The following is an 18,820-nucleotide window of genomic DNA, read 5'->3' on the forward strand; positions in this document are numbered from 1 at the left end:
GAGACGGGGCTTCGGCTGTGCGCCGTTTGTTCTGATCTTGGTCCGGCTGGGAAAGTTTTTCTCCCCCACAGCCAGTGGATGGAAAACATGCAGGTCGGAGTGGATGTGGAGGCGGAGTGGCCGACTTGTCCACAGTGCTGTCCCCCGGTCCGTGCACAGGTTCCGCCGAGTTCTCCACAGCATCTCGTCCTTCGTCCACATGGCCTGTGGATAACCAGATTGGCTGACGGTGCCGACAGCCCTAACGTGGACCGGCGCCCGATGCGCCGGAGACGGAATCGGGCCATGCGTTTTTGTCAGTGCCGTGCCGTAGAAATGGGACACGGCGAGGTCCGCGGAGCGGACGGGAGGGAGGCGGCCGGTGACCATTCCCGAGCCCCTGGACGAGCCCTGGGCCGACGTCGGTCCGGGCGCTCGGCTGCCCGTCTCCCGCCAGCGGCGCGGCGAGGGTCGCGGGCGGGGCCGCGAGGAGCAGCACGAGCGGGGCCACGAGAGCGGCCCGTGGGACGACGGCGCCCCCGGTGGCTTCGAGCGGGTCCCTCCGCAGGACCTCGACGCCGAGCAGTCCGTCCTCGGCGGCATGCTGCTGTCCAAGGACGCCATCGCGGACGTCGTCGAGATCCTCAAGGGCCATGACTTCTACCGGCCCGCGCACGAGACCGTCTACCAGGCGATCCTCGACCTGTACGCCAAGGGTGAGCCCGCCGACCCCATCACGGTCGCGGCCGAGCTGACCAAGCGCGGCGAGATCACCCGAGTCGGCGGGGCCTCGTATCTCCACACGCTGGTGCAGTCGGTGCCGACCGCGGCCAACGCGTCGTACTACGCGGAGATCGTCCATGAACGGGCGGTGCTGCGCCGCCTGGTCGAGGCGGGCACGCGTATCACGCAGATGGGATACGCGGCGGACGGCGACGTCGACGAGATCGTGAACTCCGCCCAGGCGGAGATCTACGCCGTCACGGAGCAGCGCACCAGCGAGGACTATCTGCCGCTCGCCGACATCATGGAGGGCGCCCTCGACGAGATCGAGGCGATCGGCTCCCGCAGCGGCGAGATGACGGGCGTACCGACAGGCTTCACCGACTTCGACTCGCTCACCAACGGTCTGCACCCGGGCCAGATGATCGTGATCGCCGCACGTCCCGCCATGGGTAAGTCCACACTGGCGCTTGACTTCGCACGCGCCGCGTCGATCAAGAACAATCTGCCCAGCGTCATCTTCTCCCTCGAGATGGGCCGCAACGAGATCGCGATGCGTCTGCTGTCCGCCGAGGCGCGGGTGGCCCTGCACCATATGCGCTCGGGCACGATGACCGACGAGGACTGGACCCGCCTGGCCCGACGCATGCCGGATGTCTCCCAGGCCCCGCTCTACATCGACGACTCCCCGAACCTGTCGATGATGGAGATCCGCGCCAAGTGCCGCCGCCTCAAGCAGCGCAACGATCTGAAGCTCGTCGTGATCGACTACCTCCAGCTGATGCAGTCAGGTGGCTCCAAGCGCGCGGAAAGCCGTCAGCAGGAGGTCTCGGACATGTCCCGAAACCTCAAGCTGCTCGCCAAGGAGCTGGAGGTCCCCGTGATCGCGCTCTCCCAGCTGAACCGTGGACCGGAGCAGCGCACGGACAAGAAGCCGATGGTCTCCGACCTGCGTGAGTCCGGCTCCATCGAGCAGGACGCGGACATGGTCATCCTGCTCCACCGTGAGGACGCCTACGAGAAGGAGTCGCCCCGTGCCGGCGAGGCCGACCTGATCGTCGCCAAGCACCGTAACGGTCCGACAGCCACCATCACCGTGGCCTTCCAGGGCCACTACTCGCGGTTCGTGGACATGGCGCAGACCTGAGGCCAGGCGGTGTAGGGTCTCGCGGCTGATGTCGTAGTCCACGGGCCGTGTCGTACCGATGTCGTCTACGACATCACCGTGAGACTGGCGCGTGGGTGCTGCTGCTCAGCGTCTCGTCTCGTACCTGGTCAGGACCACGCCGCCGGGAAACGTCCGCGTCTCCACCAGGTTCAGGTTCACCCAGCTGTCCAGCGCGGTGAAGAACGGCGTGCCGCTGCCCACCAGGACCGGATAGGCAGCGATCGCGTACTCGTCGATCAGCCCGGCGCGCATGGCCGCCCCGGCGAGCGTTGCGCCGCCGATGTTCATTGGGCCGCCGTCCTCGGCCTTGAGCCGGGTGATCTCGGCGATCGCGTCGCCGGTGACGAGGCGGGTGTTCCAGTCGACCTTGTCGATCGTCGAGGAGAACACCACCTTCGGCGTGTCCCGCCAGTTCCGCGCGAACTCGATCTCCGCCGGGGTGGCGCCCGGCTGCTGGTCGACGGTCGGCCAGTAGGAGCTCATCGTCTCCCACAGCTTGCGCCCATACAGCGACAGGCCACTCGCCTGGTCGTGGTCGAGCCACCACTGGAACAGCTCGTCGCTCGGCGGTCCGCTCCAGCCGATGTCGTCGCCAGCCGCGGCGATGTAGCCGTCCAGGGTCAGGTTCATGCCGTAGATCAGTTTCCGCATGGCCCAGCCTTCCGTCCGTGGGTGTCCGGCGTACAGACCAGCGCGGCGCGGGAAACTCATCGGTGCGCGATCTGGGCTCGCCGATAGCCCTCGTGCTTGGGGTTCAGCGTGGTGCACTCGGCCGACTCGGACAAGCCGCCTGATCGCGACTTCGCCCTCGGCTGTCAGCCCGATTCCGCGATGAAGGTGCGCAGGGTTTCGGAGAGCCGCCGTGGCTGGTCCTCCGCGATCAGGGTGCAGCTGTCCTCGATCTCCACGAGAGCTCCCTGGGGGAGGAGCTCGGCGAGCCGGCGGCCGTGGGCGCGGGGCATCATGCGGTCCTCGGTCGCCCACACCACGAGGGCGGGGCGGTCGAAGTTCCGCAGGCCTTCAGCGGCTTCCAGGAGTTCGTCCTTGCGCACGGCGAGGTTGTAGCGGCGGAAGTCGTGCTGGATGGCCTTGTCGCTGAGGAGCGGGCGCAGCCAGGCGTCGACGATCTCATCGGGCACGGGGCGCTTGGTGAGGGCACCGATACCGACCGGCAGCCGGCGCAGGGGTTTCAGGGCCAGGGTGCGGACGAGGAGGGGGAGGGCGCCGGGGATGCGGCAGGCCAGAGTGATCATCTTGCCGGGGAGGCCGGGCGGGTAGTTGTCGAAGGCTTCGCAGGAGACCAGGACGAGCCGGGCGAGTCGTTCCGGGTGGCGGACGGCGACGGACTGGGCGCGGCCGCAGTCGTTCTCCACGAGAGTGACGTCCCACAGATCGAGGCGTTCAAGGAGCTCCGCGATGAGCGCGATGACGGCATCCGGGCTTAACGGGACGTCCTGGCGCATGGGTGTGCGATGCGAGCCGTACGGAAGGGTCGGGGCGATACAGCGGTGGTCCGGGGACAGATCGGCGATCACCTTGCGCCAGACGCTCGCGTCGTGGACGAGTCCATGGAGCAGGACGACCACGGGGCCGGGACCGCCCGTGTCCTCGTACGCGATGGTTCCTGCGGTGAGTTCGATCTCGGGCACGCCGTCTCCTCAGGTCTTCATCTGTAGTGATCATGCTGCGCGCCCGGGGGCTACCCGGAAACCGCCCAGCCTGCGCTAAAACCAGTTCGGGGTGGGTCAGGTCATCTGGTAGAGCTTGAACGTGACTTCATCGTCTTCCTCACTGCTGCCCAGTACCGAACGGGCTCTCCTGCACCGCATTGCCGTCGGCCAGGCCGAGGGGCGGGCACCTTCGCTCGTCGGGGCGGTCGGCAGGGACGGCCGGCACCTGTGGAGCGGGGGGCGTAGCTGCTTCGTGGATCAGGAGCCGGACGCCGACACCCAATACCGCGTCGGATCCATCACCAAGACCTTCACAGCGGTTCTGGTGATGCGGCTGAGGGATGAGGGGCTGCTGGATCTGGGCGACCCGCTGGAGAAGCATCTGCCCGGCACCGGTGTCGGTGAGGTGACCATTGCTCAGCTCCTCGGCCATAGCGCGGGGCTGGCCGCGGAGAGCCCGCCCCCGTGGTGGGAGCGTACGCCCGGCACGGTCCGGCCCGAGTTGCGGGATGTGCTCGGCGACCAGCCGCTGCTGCATCCTGTGGGCCGTCGCCACCACTACTCCAACCCCGGCTACACACTGCTGGGTTCACTGGTCGAGGCGGTTCGCGGGGAGCCCTGGGAGGTCGTGCTGCGGCAGGAGATCCTCGAACCGCTCGGGATGCACCGGACGAGTGCCCAGCCACAGGAGCCGCACGCGGGTGGCTGGGCCGTGCACCCCTGGGCTGATGTGCTGATGCCCGAACCCGCCCAGGACCTCGGGCTGATGGCCCCTGCGGGGCAGTTGTGGTCCACCGCGTCCGACCTCTGCCGCTTCGGGGCCCTCCTTGCCGACGGTGACGAGCGGGTGCTGAGTGCCGATTCCGCTCGGGAGATGCGCACGCCTTCCGCACCGCCGGAGTCCGGCGAGTGGGAGAGCGGCTACGGACTGGGTCTTCAGCTGGTGCACAGGGACGGGCGTACGCTCATCGGCCACTCCGGCTCGCTGCCCGGATTCGTCGCCTGCCTGTTGGTGAGCGTGGAGGAAGGTGTCATCGGGGTCGCGCTCGCCAACGCCACTTCGGGTCCGCTGACCGCTGCTGTAGCGGGCGATCTCGTCCGGATCGTGGCCGACGCCGAGCCGAGGTTCCCCGAACCCTGGCGGCCCATGCCGGCGGTGGACGAGTCCCTGCTGGAGCTTGCCGGGCCCTGGTACTGGGGTACCCACGCGTTCGGACTGAAGGTGGTGGCCGACCGCGGCCTTGAGCTGCATCCGCTCACGGGGAAGGGGCTTGGAGCGCGGTTCCTTCCCCAGGAGGTCGGCGCCGGCTGGGTCGGGCTCGACGGCTACTTCGCCGGCGAGACGCTCACCGTGCAGCGGCGGCTTGACGGCGCGGTGGACCATCTCGACGTGGGGTCCTTCGTCTTCACTCGCGAGCCCTATGACCCGGCGGCCGACGTCCCGGGAGGAGTGGACGCGCGCGGCTGGCGCGGACTCCCGCAGTGACCCGGTGATTTCGTGGCCTTGTGACTGCGGGACTGCGGGACTGCGGGACTGCGGGACTGCGGGACTGCGGGACTGCGTGACCCGGCAATCGGGAGTCCGTGTTTCACGTGAAACGGGTCGGCGCCGCGCCCGGTCAGAGTCCCCGCTTGAATCCCACATGGGAGGCCTCGAAGCCGAGACGCTCATAGAAACGGTGGGCGTCGGTACGACTGACATCGCTCGTCAGCTGTACCAACTGGCAGCCCCGACGACGCGATTCATCCACGGCCCATTCGATGAGCTGGCTGCCCAGGCCGCTGCCGCGCTCATCGGCGTGGATACGCACCGCTTCGATGATCGACCGGGTGGCGCCCTTCCGGGAGAGGCCGGGGATGAGGGTGAGATGCAGCGTGCCGATGACCCTGCCCTCGCGCTCGGCCACGACCAGATGCTGGTTGGGGTCGCCCTCCAGCCGCTCGAACGCGCCGAGGTACGGGGTGAGGTCGTCGGGGGACTCACGCTGGGCGCCGAGCGGGTCATCCGCGAGCATGGCCACGATGGCGGGGATATCGGCCGGGGAAGCGGGGCGTATCTGGAGATCGCTCATGATCCCCAGCCTATGACCTTCATACAGAGGTCTGGGCGACGGGAAGAGCCTCGAGAGCCCTGACCAGGGGTGTCAGCTCAGGGTTCTTCGCCGCCTCGTCGAGCGCTTCGCGCAGCGCGGTGTCATTCGTCGGCCGCGCCGCGGCCAGCAGCTCAAGACCCGCTTCGGTGACATCGGTGTAGATGCCCCGGCGGTCGGTGACGCAGAGATAGCGGGTGAGCAGTCCACGGTCCTCGAGCCGGCTGACAAGCCGGGTGGTGGCGCTCTGGCTGAGCACGACGGCGTCGGCGACCTGCTTCATCTGGAGATGTCCGCCGGGACCGCTGTGCTGGCGGCTGAGGACGTCAAGCAGTGAGTACTCGCGCACGCTCAGATCGTGCTTGGACTGGAGGGCTCGCTCGACATGGGCCTCGATCCGGCCATGCAGCAGGGAGAGGGCGCACCAGCCCTGGGCGAGGGCGGTGAGTGCGGGATCCGTCGCTGCCATCGGTCTCTCCTTCACTGCTGCCACCACTGCTACCGCCAGGATAGACGACTCCTGCAATAGCCCGCGCTTGCGAATAAGCGGCGTCTGCAATTATTGTGAACGCTCGTAACATGCATGCGCAATCTTCTGGGAACTGCTGGGAAGGTGAGAACCCATGCCACTCGCGCTCCTCGCCCTGGCCATCGGGGCATTCGGTATCGGCACCACCGAATTCGTGATCATGGGGCTGCTCCCCGAGGTCGCGGACGACTTCCAGGTGTCCATCCCGACCGCCGGCTATCTCGTCACCGGCTACGCACTCGGAGTCGTCATCGGTGCCCCTCTGATGACGGTCCTCGGCACCAGGGTTTCCCGTAAGCGGATGCTGATGCTGCTGATGGGCCTGTTCATCGCCGGTAACGTGCTCTCCGCCGTCGCGCCGGCCTTCGGCGCGATGCTCGCGGGCCGTTTCGTGGCCTCGCTCGCGCACGGCGCCTTCTTCGGCATCGGCGCGGTGGTCGCCGCCGATCTGGTCGCCCCGGAGAAGAAGGCCGGCGCCATCGCCACGATGTTCACCGGTCTGACGGTCGCCAATGTCGTGGGCGTCCCCCTCGGCACCTTCATCGGCCAGAGCATCGGCTGGCGCGCGACGTTCTTCGTCGTCGCGGGTCTCGGGGTGCTGGGGCTTCTCGGTGTGGCCAGGCTGGTGCCGGAGCAGCCGAGGCCCGAAGGGGTCCACCTGCGGCATGAGCTCGGCGCGTTCCGCAATGTGCAGGTGCTGCTGGCCATGGCGATGACCGTGCTCGGCTTCGGCGGTGTCTTCGCCGCGATCACCTACATCACCCCGATGATGACCTCGGTCGCCGGATTCGCCGACTCCTCGGTGACCTGGCTGCTGGTGCTCTTCGGTCTCGGCATGGTCGGCGGCAACCTGATCGGCGGGAAGTTCGCCGACCGGGCCCTGATGCCGCTGCTGTACGTGTCGCTGGGTGCGCTCGCCCTGGTGCTCGGGCTGTTCACGCTCACGGCCCACAACAAGATTGCCGCCGCGGCCACCATCGTCCTCGTCGGCGGGCTGGGCTTCGCCACGGTGCCGCCGCTCCAGAAGCGCGTGCTGGACCAGGCGTCCGGCGCCCCGACGCTGGCTTCCGCCGTGAACATCGGAGCCTTCAACCTCGGCAACGCACTCGCTGCCTGGCTGGGTGGCGTGGTGATCGCCGCGGGTCTGGGCTTCACCGCCCCGAACTGGGTGGGTGCGCTCCTCGCCGCATCGGCGCTGGGCCTCGCCGTACTCGCATCCGGGCTGGAGCGCCGTGACGGTCGCCGGGAGGGCCGGATCGTGACCGGTGCGCAGGGCGGGGCAGCGGGAAAGCCCCTGTCGAGCGATGTGTCCCGGTCATTCCAGAACTCCCGGAACTCCCGGACGTCCCAGGCATCCCGCACGTCCGCACGGTGAGCGGGGCCTCGGGGATCCCGGGGCCCGCCCGGCTCGGCGGCCCGTCCGATCAGCCCGCGGCGACCGTCAGAGGCGCGAAGCGACGGCTCGCGTCACCGGGGAGATCCCCGGCGCCCCGGAGCATCACGGTGTTGAAGGCCACCGTCGACAGGCCGCATGCCCTCAGCCAGTCGAGCAGCTCCTCGTGGCGCACGTCGATGTCCGTCCGGAGCGGCCGGTCACTGGACTCGGCCAAAGAGGCGACCAGGGACTTCGCCGTGTCCGTGTCACGGGCGACGAGCGGGCCCACCACATGGGTTTCCATGTTGGGCCAGGCCGCCGCATAGCCGGTGAGGGCACCGCCGGACTCCGCGACCCTGAGCTGGTCGGCGAAAGCGGGAAGCCTTGTGATCATGTGGGTGCGATCCTGGCCGAAGACCTCGGCGTCCAGACGCAGGATGGCGGGCAGGTCCTCGGCGGTGGCCGGGCGGGTGACGGCTCGTGGTGCCGGTCCGGTGAGCTGGAAGAACCCCCGGACCATTTCGGCGCGGCCGACGGTCCCGAAGCCCAGTTCCTCGTACAGCGGCCGGCCGTACGGCGTGGCATGCAGGGTGACCGGTGCCTCGCCCGCCTCCGTGATGACCTGCTTCATCAGCCGCCGCCCCACGCCCTGGCGGGCGTACCGCTCGGCCACGAGCACCATGCCGATGGCGACGAGCTCGCTGCGCTGCTCCGGCCCCGGCCCGTAGCGCGTCACGACGCAGGCGGTCACGAGACCTTTGCCGGAAGGGTCGTCGATGCCGTACCCCGTGCCCGCCGCGAGCAACAGACCCCATTTGTGCTCCTCGCGGGGCCAACCGCGGTCCTCGGAAAGGTCGGCGCAGAGGGTCACGTCTGCCTTGGTCAGACGCCGGACGGGGAGCTCGACAAGCGGTGTTGACATGGGGTCAGGCTGTCGGACCAGCTGATCGTTCGTCCAGCGCTTTACCGGAACTGGCCGAGACGAGTCCGGGTTCTCGGAACCCGGATACGGGCATGGGGCAATGCAGCCTAACGGGAGAGCGGCCGCGGACACCCGGACTTTCCGCTCTTTGTCCCTGCGGGGGTCTCCGCCTGGCATGCTGCGGCGGAGGTGTATCGAACAGTGTCACAGTTCAGTCCCACTCGTCCCGATTCCCGCTTGGCAATGGTGAGTGTGGGCCAGCAGTGCTCTTGGAAGCATGAGTGCAGTGCGGGGATTTGAGGCACGTTCCGGGGCAGTGGGAAGTGCGTAGACCGACCCAAAGACGCTCTAGGCGAGGCACACAATGGACGCTCCGACCACCGCGTGGGCGGACAACGGCACTTCAGATGAGAACGGCGGGCACGGCGCGAACCGGGGGAACGGCGGCGACTGGTTCCTACCTCGCAAGCGAGGCGCCGCGAGCCCATCGGCGCCCCGTGCGGACGGTGGCGGTGTCGGCGGTGCCGTCGGTGCCCCGGGCGGCGAGGGACGGACAGCCGGGCCGCGCCGCCCCGTTGCCGCGATACGGCCGGTCGGGACCGGGGCGGCGAGGGCCGCGGCGATGCCTGAGCAGCCAGGCGCCCCGGGAGTGCACCCGGCGGGTGTGCCGGGAATGCCGCCTCCCGGCACCGCGCCGATGCCACCGCCCGACGTCCCTGCCGCCCGTATGGCGGCCGCCCCTGCGCCCGACTCCCGTACACGGGCGGCCTCTACGTCCGTCGCGTCTTCCGGGCCCCCTGCGTCGCCCGACGCCACCCTGGTGCGCCGGACCATGGAGGAGATTGCCCCCGTCGCCGACAAGGTCACCTCCTACTTCTACGCGCTGCTCTTCGTCCGCCACCCTGAGCTGCGTGCTCTCTTCCCCGCGGCGATGGACGCCCAGCGGGACCGGCTGCTGAGGGCGCTGCTCACGGCGGCGGAGCACATGGACAACGCCGAGGTGCTCATCGACTACCTGACGCATCTCGGCCGCGGCCACCGTAAGTACGGCACCCAGCCCGCGCACTACCCCGCCGTGGGCGAGGCGCTCATCGGCGCGCTCAGCCGCCATGCCACGAACACCTGGAACGCCGAGACCGAGGCCGCCTGGGTCCGCACCTACACGACGATCTCCCAGGTCATGATCGACGCCGCCGCGGAGAACGAGCAGCACGCTCCGGCCTGGTGGCATGCCGAGGTGGTCTCGCACGACCTCAGGACCCCTGACATAGCGGTCATCACCGTGCGCCCCGACCAGCCCTACTCCTTCCTGGCCGGTCAGTACACGAGTCTGGAGACCCCGTGGTGGCCCCGGGTCTGGCGGCACTACTCGTTCGCCGGTGCCCCGCGCACCGACGGGCTGCTGTCCTTCCACGTCAAGGCCGTCCCCGCGGGTTGGGTCTCGAACGCGCTGGTGCACCACGCCCGCCCCGGCGATGTGCTCCGTCTCGGAGCCCCTGCGGGGTCCATGACCGTCGACCACAGCTCCGACAGCGGGCTGCTGTGCCTGGGCGGCGGGACGGGAATCGCCCCGATCAAGGCACTGGTCGAGGATGTCGCCAAGCATGGTGAGCGCCGTCCCGTGGAGGTCTTCTACGGCGCGCGCAGCGATCACGACCTCTATGACATCGACACGATGCTGAGGCTTCAGCAGAGCCATCCATGGCTTCAGGTGCGTCCTATCGTCGACGACAAAGCCCAGTTAACGGACGTCGTGCGCGCGTACGGTCCCTGGAACGAGTACGACGCGTATCTGTCGGGACCGATCGGCATGATCCGCAACGGCGTGCACACGCTCAGGGGGATCGGCATCCCCTTCGAGCGGATCCGCCATGACTCGCTGGAGGACCTCGTGGCCGCGGCGAAGTAGCGCATGGGCCGATCGGCGCTGCGGCCCGGCGTCAGCCCAGGTCGGGCGCGTGCATGGCCCGTACGCCCTCGATGTTGCCGTCCAGGTAGTGCCGCAGGGACAGCGGTACGAGATGCACGGCCGCGATTCCGACGCGGCTGAAGGGCACCCGGACGATCTCGTACTCGCCGAGAGGTTCGTCCACCTCGGGGCCATGGCGCCGTGACGTGTCCATCGACACCAGGCGGCACACGAAGAAGTGCTGGACCTTCACGCCCGCGACCCCTCCGTCCACGATGTGCTCGACGGTGTCGACGAAGCAGGGCACCACGTCGACGATCTTGGCGCCGAGTTCCTCGTCCACTTCACGGTGCAGGGCTTCCACGACGGTGGCGTCCGTGGGCTCGACTCCGCCTCCCGGGGTGACCCAGTACGGATTGATGCCCGGCTTGGTGCGCTTGATCAGGACGAGATCGTCGCCGTCGAGCAGGATGGCGCGTGCGGTGCGCTTGACCACTGGCCGTTCGGTCATGGCAAGAGAGTGGCCCGCGATAGCCGGTCTGAAACGCCTGTCCGCTCTGTCGTCGCTCGCTGTCGGTTTCCGATCACGCCGACGTCACCAGTCGGCGGCGGCGCGCAGCAGTTCCTCGTGCGCGCGGGCGATGTGCGGCAGCGCGAGCGTCCCGGCGCGGACGACGAGGAAATACGTACGCAGCGGCGGTACGTCGGGTTCCAGCAGGGCGACGATCCGGCCGCTCGCCAGATCCCGCTCGCACAGATACCGGGGCAGCACGGCGAGCCCGGCGCCGGCCGCCGTGGAGTCCCGTACCGCCCGTAGATCCGGCGCGATGACGGTCGCCGCCGCTGCCGGAGGGCTGTCGAAGACGGCGGACCAGTAGCGCGTGACAAAAGGCAGGGACTCATGGACCTCGACCACCGGCAGCTGCTCCAGTACGCGGGAGTGCCTGCCGCGGCGCAGCTGGGGCGCGAGCCGCGCCGCCCAGCCGGGTGCGGCGACCAGGACGTGCTCCTCGTCGCAGAGCGGAGTGGCGGTGAGCAGTCCCCCGCGCGGGCGGGCCGTCGCGATGGCCAGATCGTGATGCCCGGCCGCGAGTCCTTCCAGGGTCTCCCCGGCATTGCCGGCGAAGGAGGTCCGTAACGCGAGGCCCTGCCCTATCAGCGGGGTGAGCGCCGGAAGCACCCGGAGTGAGGTGAACTCGGGCGGTCCGGCCAGATGCAGCGTACGGGCGACGCCCGACTCCTCGTCGAGGTCGAGCCCTGCCTCGGCGATCTCCACGAGGGCGTCCAGATGCGGGGCGGCCCGGTGGGCGAGCTCGTCGCCCATGGTGGTGGGCGTGACACCGCGCGGCTGCCTCAGGAAAAGCGGCCGTCCCAGCTGTCGCTCCAGCGTGCGTATCTGGCTGGTCACCGCAGGCTGGGAGAGACCGAGCAGTGTGGCGGCGCGGGTGAACGAGCCGGCCCGGTGCACCGTGACGAATGTGCGCAACAAGGCCAAGTCCATCGTCCAACTATAAATAAGTCGATAGCTCGCTGTCTTTGGTGTGATTGGACACTGACGCAGAGTCAACTAGCCTTGTTCGGGCGGATCACCGCAGCGGAACCGGACGGTCCGAGCCACGAGGGGGGAGGCTCGGACCGTCCGCTCCTCCCGTTCGTCGGCGGTGCTGTTCCTCAGAACGCCTGCAGGTAGACCCGGGCCTGATCGCCCTTGAGCCGCTGGACGTGGACCTCGATCCACTGGACCTTCTTCCGGCGGTCATCGTGCACGCACGGGGGACACACGCCTGCCCAGCGCGCGCCCTTCAACGTCTGCGGTTCGGGCAGTCCGAGGTGCCCGAACCGTTCTCCCTCCGGGGCGAAGTCCTTCGCCCGCGCCTTCAGGGGCTCTTGCGGGCGCAGATCTTCCGCAATGCCTTCGGCGTTCTTCTCGCTGGTGACGAAGGAGAGGTGATAGACGTCCTCCTGCGGATTGACCTGGACGGCACCCTTGGCCTGGGTCGCGTCCCCGGGCACTGCCACGTTCATGAACGCGGATGCCTCGACTGCACCCGCCTTCGTGTCCCAGTGCCAGTCCCGTCCCTCGACAACGCGACCGTCGTCCCCGTCCCGCCCGGAGCACGAGGCGAGCAGAAGGACCGCTACCGCGGTCACGCAGAGCCGGGCACCACGTCGGAGCATCAACTATCCAGGGCGCGCAGTACGTCCGCCACCAGATCGGCGACGTCCTCCGCACCGGCCGAGAAGCGGATGAAACCCTCGGGCACGGCGTCACCGCCCCAGCGGCCACGGCGTTCGGCGCTGGAGCGGACGCTGCCGAAGCTCGTCGCGTCGTCGACGAGCCGCAGACCGGCCAGGAACCGTTCGGCGTGCGCGCGGTCGGGGAGGGTGAAGGAGAGCACGGAGCCGAAGCGGTGCATCTGGGCCGCCGCGACCGGGTGCGAGGGGTCGTCGGGCAGCCCCGGATAGCGCAGCCCGGTCACCTCCGAACGGCCGGTCAGTGCCTCGGCGACGGCGAGCGCGTTCGCGCACTGGCGGTCGGTCCGCAGATGCAGCGTGGCGAGGGACCGGTGCGCGAGCCAGGCTTCCATCGGGCCGGGGATGGCGCCGACGATCTTGCGCCAGCGCCGCACCCGGGCCGCCGACTCGGCGTCGCGGCAGACGACATAGCCGAGCAGGAGATCCCCGTGGCCGGTGAGGCCCTTGGTGCCGCTGGCCACGGAGAAGTCGGCGCCGAGCTCCAGCGGGCGTTGGCCGAGCGGGGTGGCCAGGGTGTTGTCGACCGCGACCAGGGTCCCTCCGGCGTGTGCCGCCTCCACGAGGCGCCGTACGTCGCACACGTCGAGCCCCGGGTTGGACGGTGTCTCGATCCACAGCAGCTTCGCCCCGTCGAGTACGGAAAGCTGCGCGTCGCCGCCCGTCGGGGCTGTGCGGACCTCGACTCCGTAGGCCTCGAGCTGCTCGCGTACGAGAGACAGGGCCTGGTAACCGTCGTCCGGGAGCACGACGGTGTCGCCGGCCTGCGCGTGGGACAGCAGCACCGCGGAGATCGCCGCCATACCGGAGGCGAAGACGACGGTCTCGGCATCGTCGGCGGGTGCTTCGAGCTCGCCGATGGCCCGTTCCAGCAGGGTCCAGGTCGGGTTGTCGTCCCGTCCGTAGGTGTACGGACCGGTCGGCTCACCCGGCAGGTGGTAGTGGGCGGCGAACACCGGGCCGGGGAGGGCCGGCTCGTACTTCCTCGCCTCGGGAAGACCCGCCCGTACGGCCCTGGTGCCCTCGCCCATGCCGTCGATGCCGTTGATGCCGTTCATGGAGGGGTTCAGTCTTTCTCGGGAAGCACGACGTTCAGCGCCCACGACACGATGGAGATGATGAGACCTCCCAGGACGGCCGTCCAGAAGCCCTCGACATGGAAGCCGAGGTCCAGCTTGTCGGCAAGCCAGGAGGTCAACAGCAGCATCAGGGCGTTGATCACCAGGGTGAAGAGCCCCAGTGTGAGCACGAAGAGCGGGAACGTCAGCAGGTTGGCGACCGGCTTGACGAAGAAGTTCACCAGACCGAAGAGCAGGGCGACGAGTATCAGCGTCAGGGTTTTCTGTCCCGTGCTGTCACCGGTGAGTGTTATGTCCTGGATAAGCCAGATCGCCACGGCCAGGGCTCCGGCGTTGGCGATCGTCTTGACGAGGAAATTCATCATGTGTCTGATCGTGGCAGACGCGATGGGACCAAGTGCAGGGGCGGGTAGGTACAGACTGCGATGAAGGCATTCCGACTGGATGAGCTGGAGGCGGAGCGAGCCGCCAACGACGGGGCGTATTTGCAGTTTCTGCGTGAACGGAACATGTCGGCCGGCTTGTACGCGCTGGACGCCGGTGAGCGCGACCCTCAGAGTCCGCACGGTCAGGACGAGATCTACTTCGTGGTCAGCGGGCGGGCTTCGATTACGGTCGGGATGGAGACCACGCAGGTCGGGCGGGGGAGCGTGGTCTACGTGCCGGCCGGAGTGGCCCACAAGTTCCACCACATCACCGAGGATCTGCGGGTACTCGTGGTCTTCTCTCCGCCTGAGAGCTGACCTGTCGCCCCAGGATTCCCTAGGGGGCGGTTCAGGGGAGTCCAAGGGCTGCCGGGGCCCCGCGGCGCCTCTCTCCCGTCCTAGCATCAGAGTCAGGACAACTCATAGAAGCGAGGTAGGGACGATGGCGGTGCAGGAAATGCTTTCGGGGATGCCCTGGTGGGTGAAGTGGGTCGCGATCCCCTTGATCGCCATCGTGGTATTCGGTGGGCTCATCGCGTCCGTGATCGGGTTCGTCATAGGACTGCTCTTCAAGGTGCTGCTGTTCGCAGCTCTGGTCGGTGGACTCGTTTACGTCGTACGGAAGTTCATGGGCTCCTCCTCGTCATCGCACAGCGAGTGGTAGCGCGTACGAGCGTTAGCCCGCCCGGGGGAAGGTGAACGGGCAGGCATACGGTCGAATGCGGGCCGCGTGAGAGTGGTGTGCATTGACCGTCCGGCGCGCGTGGCACCCACCCCGCGGGTGCTCTCTGTCAGTATCTGAAAAATCACTCCTTGTGATCTCCAGGCATGTGCAGCACGATGTCGGGCAAGAGGGCCAAGGCAAAGCATTCCTTGGCCGTTTTCATCTACTGCGGGGTACTGATGCGCGAGTCTGTTCGGGCCGAGGTCCTGATGAGTTTCCTGGTTTCCGAGGAGCTCTCCTTCCGGATCCCGGTGGAACTCCGATATGACACCGAGGATCCGTATGCCGTCCGGATGACCTTCCATCTGCCCGGCGACGCTCCTGTGACCTGGGCCTTCGCACGTGAGTTGCTCCGGGACGGCATCGGTGCGCCCAGCGGTGACGGCGATGTGCACATCGCCCCGACCGACGCGGAAGCGGTCTCCGAGGTCGGCATCCGGCTTCAGGTCGGCACCGAGCGGGCCCTGTTCCGGGTGAGCGCAGCGCCCCTGGTGGCCTTCCTGGACCGCACGGACACGCTGGTACCGCTCGGACAGGAGCACAGGCTCGGCGACTTCGAGGAGCATCTGGAGGAGACACTCGGGCGCATCCTCGCTGAGGAGAACGCCGGCTGAGGATGCGACCGCCGTTCAGGTGCGGCGACGGCGGCCCCTGCCGCCGCGTGCCGGTGCTGCTCCGGTGGCGGCTCCCGAGCGGTCGGCGGAGACGACCAGGGCGGCCAGCGCGGTGGTCAGCGGCACCGAGGCGACCAGGCCGATCGACCCCACCAGTGTGCGTACGATCTCCTCGGCCACCAACTCGCTGTTGGCGACGGTCCCCACGCTGGACTGCGCGATCGAGAAGAGCAGCAGCAAGGGCAGTGACGCACCCGCGTAAGCGAGTACGAGTGTGTTGACCACCGAGGCGATATGGTCCCGGCCGATCCTGATCGCTGACTGGTACAGCCTGCGCGGACCCATCGTGGGATCCGCCTGGTGCAGCTCCCACACCGCCGAGGTCTGGGTCACCGTCACATCGTCCAGCACACCCAGCGAACCGATGATCACGCCCGCGAGCAGCAGGCCGGACATGTCGATCTCCGGGTAGAGGCCGTGGATCAGGCCGGTGTTGTCGTCCGTGTTCCCACCGAGCACCGCCCACCCGATGAACAGCGAGCCGAGCAGCCCGATCAGCAGCAGCGAGATCAGGGTGCCCAGCACCGCCACTGAGGTACGGGCGGAGATGCCGTGGCACATATAGAGCGCGATCAGCATGATCGCGCTCGCCCCGACCACCGCCACGGCCAGTGGATTGGAGCCCTGCAGGATCGCGGGCAGGATGAACAGGGTGAGCACCGCGAAGCTCGCGGCCAGCGCGATCAGTGCCATCACCCCGCGCATCCGTCCCACCAGAACCACGGCGAGCGCGAACAGCCCGGCGAGCAGCGCCATCGGGAGGCCCCGGTCCACATCGGTGACCGAATACTGGAGATCGCGCGGCGCGTCGGGCGCGTACGCCACCACCACGCCCTGGTCGGCGCGTAGTTGCCGAGAGGCGTCGGGCTGCACGACCTCGATGAACGTACGGCCCTTGTCCTTGCCGGTCGTGACCTCGACGGTGGCCTTTCCGCAGGTGCCCTGCGGCGAGTTGGCCGCCTCAGGCTCTTCGGGGGTGGTGGTGTTCCCGGTCGGCGGGACCTGTGCGGCGTTCACGTCTCCGCAGTCGACCTGCTCGACCTTCACGACGCGGCCCTGCTCGGTCTGCCGGTCGAAGCCGACACCGGTGCGTTCGTGCTCCGGCGAACCGCCCGGCCACAGGACGACCAGACCCACCGCGACGGCGGCGGCGAAGGGGATCACCACCGCGGCGATGACCCGCCGCAGATGACGGGAGACGGGCGCGGCGGGACCGTGCGCATGGCTGTGCGTGTGCCCGTGGGCAGGGGCATGCGCAGGGCCGTGGGCCCCGGCCGGCTGGTCGTCGGGTTCGTGGGGCTGCGGCGAGGAAGTCACCGCCCGATCATCCCAACCGGGGAGGGGGCCCACTGTTCAGCACGCCAGACGGGGCGCTAGCGTGGTGACACCTTTGCACACGCGGGAGCTCGGAGCACCGGGCTGAGAGGGCGCTGAGCAGCTGCGCCGACCGCCGAACCTGTTACCGGGTAATGCCGGCGTAGGGAGTAGGTCACGATGACCGTTCAGGACACACGCATGCCCGCCTCCGGCCCGAACGAGGGCGAAAACGGGGGCGGGAGGTCCATCGGCTGGCACAAGGGGTACATCGAGGGCTCGCGGTCCGATATCCGCGTGCCGGTCCGTCAGGTGCACCTCACCAATGGCAAGGACGTGACCCTGTACGACACGTCCGGACCGTACACCGATCCGCACACCGAGACCGATGTCCGGCGTGGTCTGCCGCCGCTGCGCGAGAACTGGATCATCGCGCGCGGGGACACCGAGGAGTACGCCGGCCGCCCCGTCCGCCCCGAGGACGACGGGATCAAGCACACCTCGCCGCGCGGAGGGCTGCGCAACCTCGACGCGGTCTTCCCCGGCCGCCCGCGCCAGCCCCGCCGTGGCCGCGGCGGACAGGCGGTGACCCAGCTCGCCTACGCCCGCCGTGGCGAGATCACGCCGGAGATGGAGTACGTGGCGATCCGGGAGAACGTCTCCCCCGAGGTCGTGCGCGAGGAGATCGCCGCCGGACGTGCCGTGCTGCCGGCGAACGTCAACCACTCGGAGATCGAGCCGATGATCATCGGCAAGCGGTTCCTGGTGAAGGTCAACGCCAACATCGGCAACTCCGCCGTGACCTCCTCCATCGAGGAGGAGGTGGAGAAGATGACGTGGGCGACCCGCTGGGGCGCGGACACGGTCATGGACCTCTCCACCGGCCGTAACATCCACACCACCCGCGAGTGGGTGCTGCGCAACTCCCCCGTGCCGATCGGCACCGTGCCGCTCTACCAGGCGCTGGAGAAGGTCGACGGCAGGGCCGAGGAGCTGACCTGGGAGATCTACAAGGACACCGTCATCGAGCAGGCCGAGCAGGGCGTCGACTACATGACGGTCCACGCCGGAGTGCTGCTGCGGTACGTGCCGCTGACCGCGCGCCGCAAGACCGGCATCGTCTCGCGCGGTGGCTCGATCATGGCGGCCTGGTGCCTCGCGCACCACAAGGAGTCGTTCCTGTACGAGAACTTCGAGGAGCTCTGCGAGATCCTCGCCGCGTACGACGTGACGTACTCGCTCGGCGACGGCCTGCGGCCCGGCTCGATCGCGGACGCCAACGACGAGGCGCAGTTCGCCGAGTTGAGGACGCTCGGTGAGCTCAACCAGATCGCCAAGCGGCACAACGTCCAGACCATGATCGAGGGCCCGGGGCATGTCCCGATGCACAAGATCAAGGAGAACATCGACCTCCAGCAGGAGATCTGCGAAGAGGCGCCGTTCTACACCCTGGGTCCGCTGACGACGGACGTGGCGCCCGCCTATGACCACATCACCTCGGGCATCGGCGCCGCGATGATCGCCTGGTGGGGCACGGCCATGCTCTGCTACGTCACCCCCAAGGAGCACCTGGGCCTCCCCAACCGGGACGACGTCAAGACCGGCGTCATCACCTACAAGATCGCCGCCCACGCCGCCGACCTCGCCAAGGGCCACCCGGGCGCGCAGGAGTGGGACGACGCCCTGTCCGACGCCCGCTTCGAGTTCCGCTGGGAGGACCAGTTCAACCTGGCCCTCGACCCGGACACGGCCCGGGAGTTCCACGACGAGACGCTGCCCGCAGAGCCGGCGAAGACCGCGCACTTCTGCTCGATGTGCGGGCCGAAGTTCTGTTCGATGAAGATCAGCAGAAGCATCACAGAACAATTCGCCCCGGATCTCGCTGTGACCGGCGATGACGACGTTGAAGCGGGCATGCTCGCCAAGTCGAAGGAGTTCGCGGAGGCGGGCCACCGCGTCTACCTGCCGATTGCGGACTGATCCTCT

The 18,820-nt window shown here is 68.5% G+C and carries 19 protein-coding genes and 1 riboswitch; of the genes, 8 read left to right on the plus strand and 11 right to left on the minus strand.

Annotated elements, in window-relative coordinates:
- Nucleotides 1-361 precede the first annotated feature (361 nt).
- Entirely contained in the window at nucleotides 362-1,849 is a 1,488-nt protein-coding gene (dnaB, locus tag ACFV6V_RS04000; RefSeq protein WP_361281023.1) for a replicative DNA helicase, read from the plus strand.
- Between the two features lie 105 nt (nucleotides 1,850-1,954).
- Here the strand turns inward: dnaB and ACFV6V_RS04005 are convergent, their stop codons facing one another.
- On the minus strand, nucleotides 1,955-2,521 hold the full coding sequence (locus tag ACFV6V_RS04005) for a dihydrofolate reductase family protein (protein ID WP_385558688.1): 567 nt from the start codon (nucleotides 2,519-2,521) through the stop codon (nucleotides 1,955-1,957).
- A gap of 164 nt (nucleotides 2,522-2,685) precedes the next feature.
- A complete protein-coding gene (locus ACFV6V_RS04010; RefSeq protein WP_385558691.1) occupies nucleotides 2,686-3,519 on the minus strand; it encodes an alpha/beta fold hydrolase in 834 nt (277 codons plus the stop codon).
- A gap of 121 nt (nucleotides 3,520-3,640) precedes the next feature.
- Between ACFV6V_RS04010 and ACFV6V_RS04015 the strand changes: the two genes are divergently transcribed.
- Nucleotides 3,641-5,026 (plus strand): serine hydrolase domain-containing protein, encoded by a 1,386-nt coding sequence (locus ACFV6V_RS04015; protein ID WP_385558694.1) that lies wholly within the window; start codon nucleotides 3,641-3,643, stop codon nucleotides 5,024-5,026.
- A gap of 133 nt (nucleotides 5,027-5,159) precedes the next feature.
- Here the strand turns inward: ACFV6V_RS04015 and ACFV6V_RS04020 are convergent, their stop codons facing one another.
- Together ACFV6V_RS04020 and ACFV6V_RS04025 are read right to left on the minus strand one after the other, a co-directional pair.
- On the minus strand, nucleotides 5,160-5,612 hold the full coding sequence (locus ACFV6V_RS04020) for a GNAT family N-acetyltransferase (protein WP_385558697.1): 453 nt from the start codon (nucleotides 5,610-5,612) through the stop codon (nucleotides 5,160-5,162).
- 19 nt (nucleotides 5,613-5,631) lie between these two features.
- A complete protein-coding gene (locus ACFV6V_RS04025) occupies nucleotides 5,632-6,099 on the minus strand; it encodes a MarR family winged helix-turn-helix transcriptional regulator (protein ID WP_385558700.1) in 468 nt (155 codons plus the stop codon).
- Nucleotides 6,100-6,253: 154 nt separating this feature from the next.
- Here ACFV6V_RS04025 and ACFV6V_RS04030 point away from each other — a divergent pair, with 154 nt between their 5' ends.
- Nucleotides 6,254-7,534 (plus strand): MFS transporter, encoded by a 1,281-nt coding sequence (locus ACFV6V_RS04030; RefSeq protein WP_385558703.1) that lies wholly within the window; start codon nucleotides 6,254-6,256, stop codon nucleotides 7,532-7,534.
- A gap of 49 nt (nucleotides 7,535-7,583) precedes the next feature.
- Here the strand turns inward: ACFV6V_RS04030 and ACFV6V_RS04035 are convergent, their stop codons facing one another.
- Nucleotides 7,584-8,456, minus strand: a complete 873-nt coding sequence (locus ACFV6V_RS04035; RefSeq protein ID WP_385558706.1) for a GNAT family N-acetyltransferase — start codon at nucleotides 8,454-8,456, stop codon at nucleotides 7,584-7,586.
- Nucleotides 8,457-8,820: 364 nt separating this feature from the next.
- Here ACFV6V_RS04035 and ACFV6V_RS04040 point away from each other — a divergent pair, with 364 nt between their 5' ends.
- Complete coding sequence (locus tag ACFV6V_RS04040) at nucleotides 8,821-10,365, plus strand: globin domain-containing protein (protein WP_385558709.1); 1,545 nt, start codon at nucleotides 8,821-8,823, stop codon at nucleotides 10,363-10,365.
- 31 nt (nucleotides 10,366-10,396) lie between these two features.
- Here ACFV6V_RS04040 and ACFV6V_RS04045 read toward each other — a convergent pair whose 3' ends face one another.
- The 5 genes from ACFV6V_RS04045 to ACFV6V_RS04065 all read right to left on the minus strand — a co-directional run bounded on the left by ACFV6V_RS04045 (nucleotide 10,397) and on the right by ACFV6V_RS04065 (nucleotide 14,062).
- A complete protein-coding gene (locus ACFV6V_RS04045; RefSeq protein ID WP_361281013.1) occupies nucleotides 10,397-10,876 on the minus strand; it encodes an NUDIX hydrolase in 480 nt (159 codons plus the stop codon).
- Nucleotides 10,877-10,960: 84 nt separating this feature from the next.
- Entirely contained in the window at nucleotides 10,961-11,866 is a 906-nt protein-coding gene (locus ACFV6V_RS04050) for a LysR family transcriptional regulator (RefSeq protein WP_385558713.1), read from the minus strand.
- Between the two features lie 170 nt (nucleotides 11,867-12,036).
- A complete protein-coding gene (locus tag ACFV6V_RS04055) occupies nucleotides 12,037-12,516 on the minus strand; it encodes a hypothetical protein (protein WP_385558716.1) in 480 nt (159 codons plus the stop codon).
- Nucleotides 12,517-12,542: 26 nt separating this feature from the next.
- Nucleotides 12,543-13,676 carry a cystathionine gamma-lyase gene (locus ACFV6V_RS04060; protein WP_385558719.1) on the minus strand — a complete coding sequence of 378 codons (1,134 nt, stop codon included), beginning with the start codon at nucleotides 13,674-13,676 and terminating at the stop codon, nucleotides 12,543-12,545.
- Nucleotides 13,677-13,684: 8 nt separating this feature from the next.
- Nucleotides 13,685-14,062, minus strand: a complete 378-nt coding sequence (locus ACFV6V_RS04065; protein WP_385558722.1) for a phage holin family protein — start codon at nucleotides 14,060-14,062, stop codon at nucleotides 13,685-13,687.
- 60 nt (nucleotides 14,063-14,122) lie between these two features.
- Here ACFV6V_RS04065 and ACFV6V_RS04070 point away from each other — a divergent pair, with 60 nt between their 5' ends.
- From ACFV6V_RS04070 to ACFV6V_RS04080, 3 genes are all read left to right on the plus strand, one after another.
- Nucleotides 14,123-14,440 carry a cupin domain-containing protein gene (locus tag ACFV6V_RS04070; RefSeq protein ID WP_385558725.1) on the plus strand — a complete coding sequence of 106 codons (318 nt, stop codon included), beginning with the start codon at nucleotides 14,123-14,125 and terminating at the stop codon, nucleotides 14,438-14,440.
- 124 nt (nucleotides 14,441-14,564) lie between these two features.
- Nucleotides 14,565-14,786: a DUF5326 family protein gene (locus tag ACFV6V_RS04075; protein ID WP_385558728.1), complete on the plus strand. Its 222-nt coding sequence runs from the start codon at nucleotides 14,565-14,567 to the stop codon at nucleotides 14,784-14,786.
- A 239-nt stretch (nucleotides 14,787-15,025) separates the two neighbouring features.
- Complete coding sequence (locus ACFV6V_RS04080; RefSeq protein WP_385558731.1) at nucleotides 15,026-15,460, plus strand: SsgA family sporulation/cell division regulator; 435 nt, start codon at nucleotides 15,026-15,028, stop codon at nucleotides 15,458-15,460.
- A gap of 15 nt (nucleotides 15,461-15,475) precedes the next feature.
- Here the strand turns inward: ACFV6V_RS04080 and ACFV6V_RS04085 are convergent, their stop codons facing one another.
- Nucleotides 15,476-16,837, minus strand: a complete 1,362-nt coding sequence (locus tag ACFV6V_RS04085) for a YibE/F family protein (RefSeq protein ID WP_385558734.1) — start codon at nucleotides 16,835-16,837, stop codon at nucleotides 15,476-15,478.
- A 71-nt stretch (nucleotides 16,838-16,908) separates the two neighbouring features.
- A riboswitch (TPP riboswitch) is annotated at nucleotides 16,909-17,021 on the plus strand.
- On the opposite strand from ACFV6V_RS04085, the gene thiC reads away from it, so the two are divergent.
- Nucleotides 17,015-18,814 carry a phosphomethylpyrimidine synthase ThiC gene (gene thiC, locus ACFV6V_RS04090; RefSeq protein ID WP_385558737.1) on the plus strand — a complete coding sequence of 600 codons (1,800 nt, stop codon included), beginning with the start codon at nucleotides 17,015-17,017 and terminating at the stop codon, nucleotides 18,812-18,814. Its footprint overlaps the riboswitch before it by 7 nt.
- Nucleotides 18,815-18,820: the final 6 nt, after the last annotated feature.

Origin of the sequence: Streptomyces sp. NPDC059828, assembly GCF_042731955.1 — a bacterium.
Taxonomy (GTDB): Bacteria; Actinomycetota; Actinomycetes; order Streptomycetales; family Streptomycetaceae; genus Streptomyces.

Excerpts from the sequence above, each read along its gene's own strand:
- ACFV6V_RS04040 (WP_385558709.1), top strand. The coding sequence starts at position 8,821 with ATGGACGCTCCGACCACCGCGTGGGCGGACAACGGCACTTCAGATGAG.
- thiC (WP_385558737.1), top strand. The coding sequence starts at position 17,015 with ATGACCGTTCAGGACACACGCATGCCCGCCTCCGGCCCGAACGAGGGC.
- ACFV6V_RS04050 (WP_385558713.1), bottom strand. The coding sequence starts at position 11,866 with ATGGACTTGGCCTTGTTGCGCACATTCGTCACGGTGCACCGGGCCGGC.
- ACFV6V_RS04005 (WP_385558688.1), bottom strand. The coding sequence starts at position 2,521 with ATGCGGAAACTGATCTACGGCATGAACCTGACCCTGGACGGCTACATC.
- ACFV6V_RS04020 (WP_385558697.1), bottom strand. The coding sequence starts at position 5,612 with ATGAGCGATCTCCAGATACGCCCCGCTTCCCCGGCCGATATCCCCGCC.
- ACFV6V_RS04080 (WP_385558731.1), top strand. The coding sequence starts at position 15,026 with ATGCGCGAGTCTGTTCGGGCCGAGGTCCTGATGAGTTTCCTGGTTTCC.
- ACFV6V_RS04060 (WP_385558719.1), bottom strand. The coding sequence starts at position 13,676 with ATGAACGGCATCAACGGCATCGACGGCATGGGCGAGGGCACCAGGGCC.
- ACFV6V_RS04070 (WP_385558725.1), top strand. The coding sequence starts at position 14,123 with ATGAAGGCATTCCGACTGGATGAGCTGGAGGCGGAGCGAGCCGCCAAC.
- ACFV6V_RS04030 (WP_385558703.1), top strand. The coding sequence starts at position 6,254 with ATGCCACTCGCGCTCCTCGCCCTGGCCATCGGGGCATTCGGTATCGGC.
- ACFV6V_RS04075 (WP_385558728.1), top strand. The coding sequence starts at position 14,565 with ATGGCGGTGCAGGAAATGCTTTCGGGGATGCCCTGGTGGGTGAAGTGG.
- ACFV6V_RS04025 (WP_385558700.1), bottom strand. The coding sequence starts at position 6,099 with ATGGCAGCGACGGATCCCGCACTCACCGCCCTCGCCCAGGGCTGGTGC.
- ACFV6V_RS04045 (WP_361281013.1), bottom strand. The coding sequence starts at position 10,876 with ATGACCGAACGGCCAGTGGTCAAGCGCACCGCACGCGCCATCCTGCTC.
- ACFV6V_RS04065 (WP_385558722.1), bottom strand. The coding sequence starts at position 14,062 with ATGATGAATTTCCTCGTCAAGACGATCGCCAACGCCGGAGCCCTGGCC.
- ACFV6V_RS04035 (WP_385558706.1), bottom strand. The coding sequence starts at position 8,456 with ATGTCAACACCGCTTGTCGAGCTCCCCGTCCGGCGTCTGACCAAGGCA.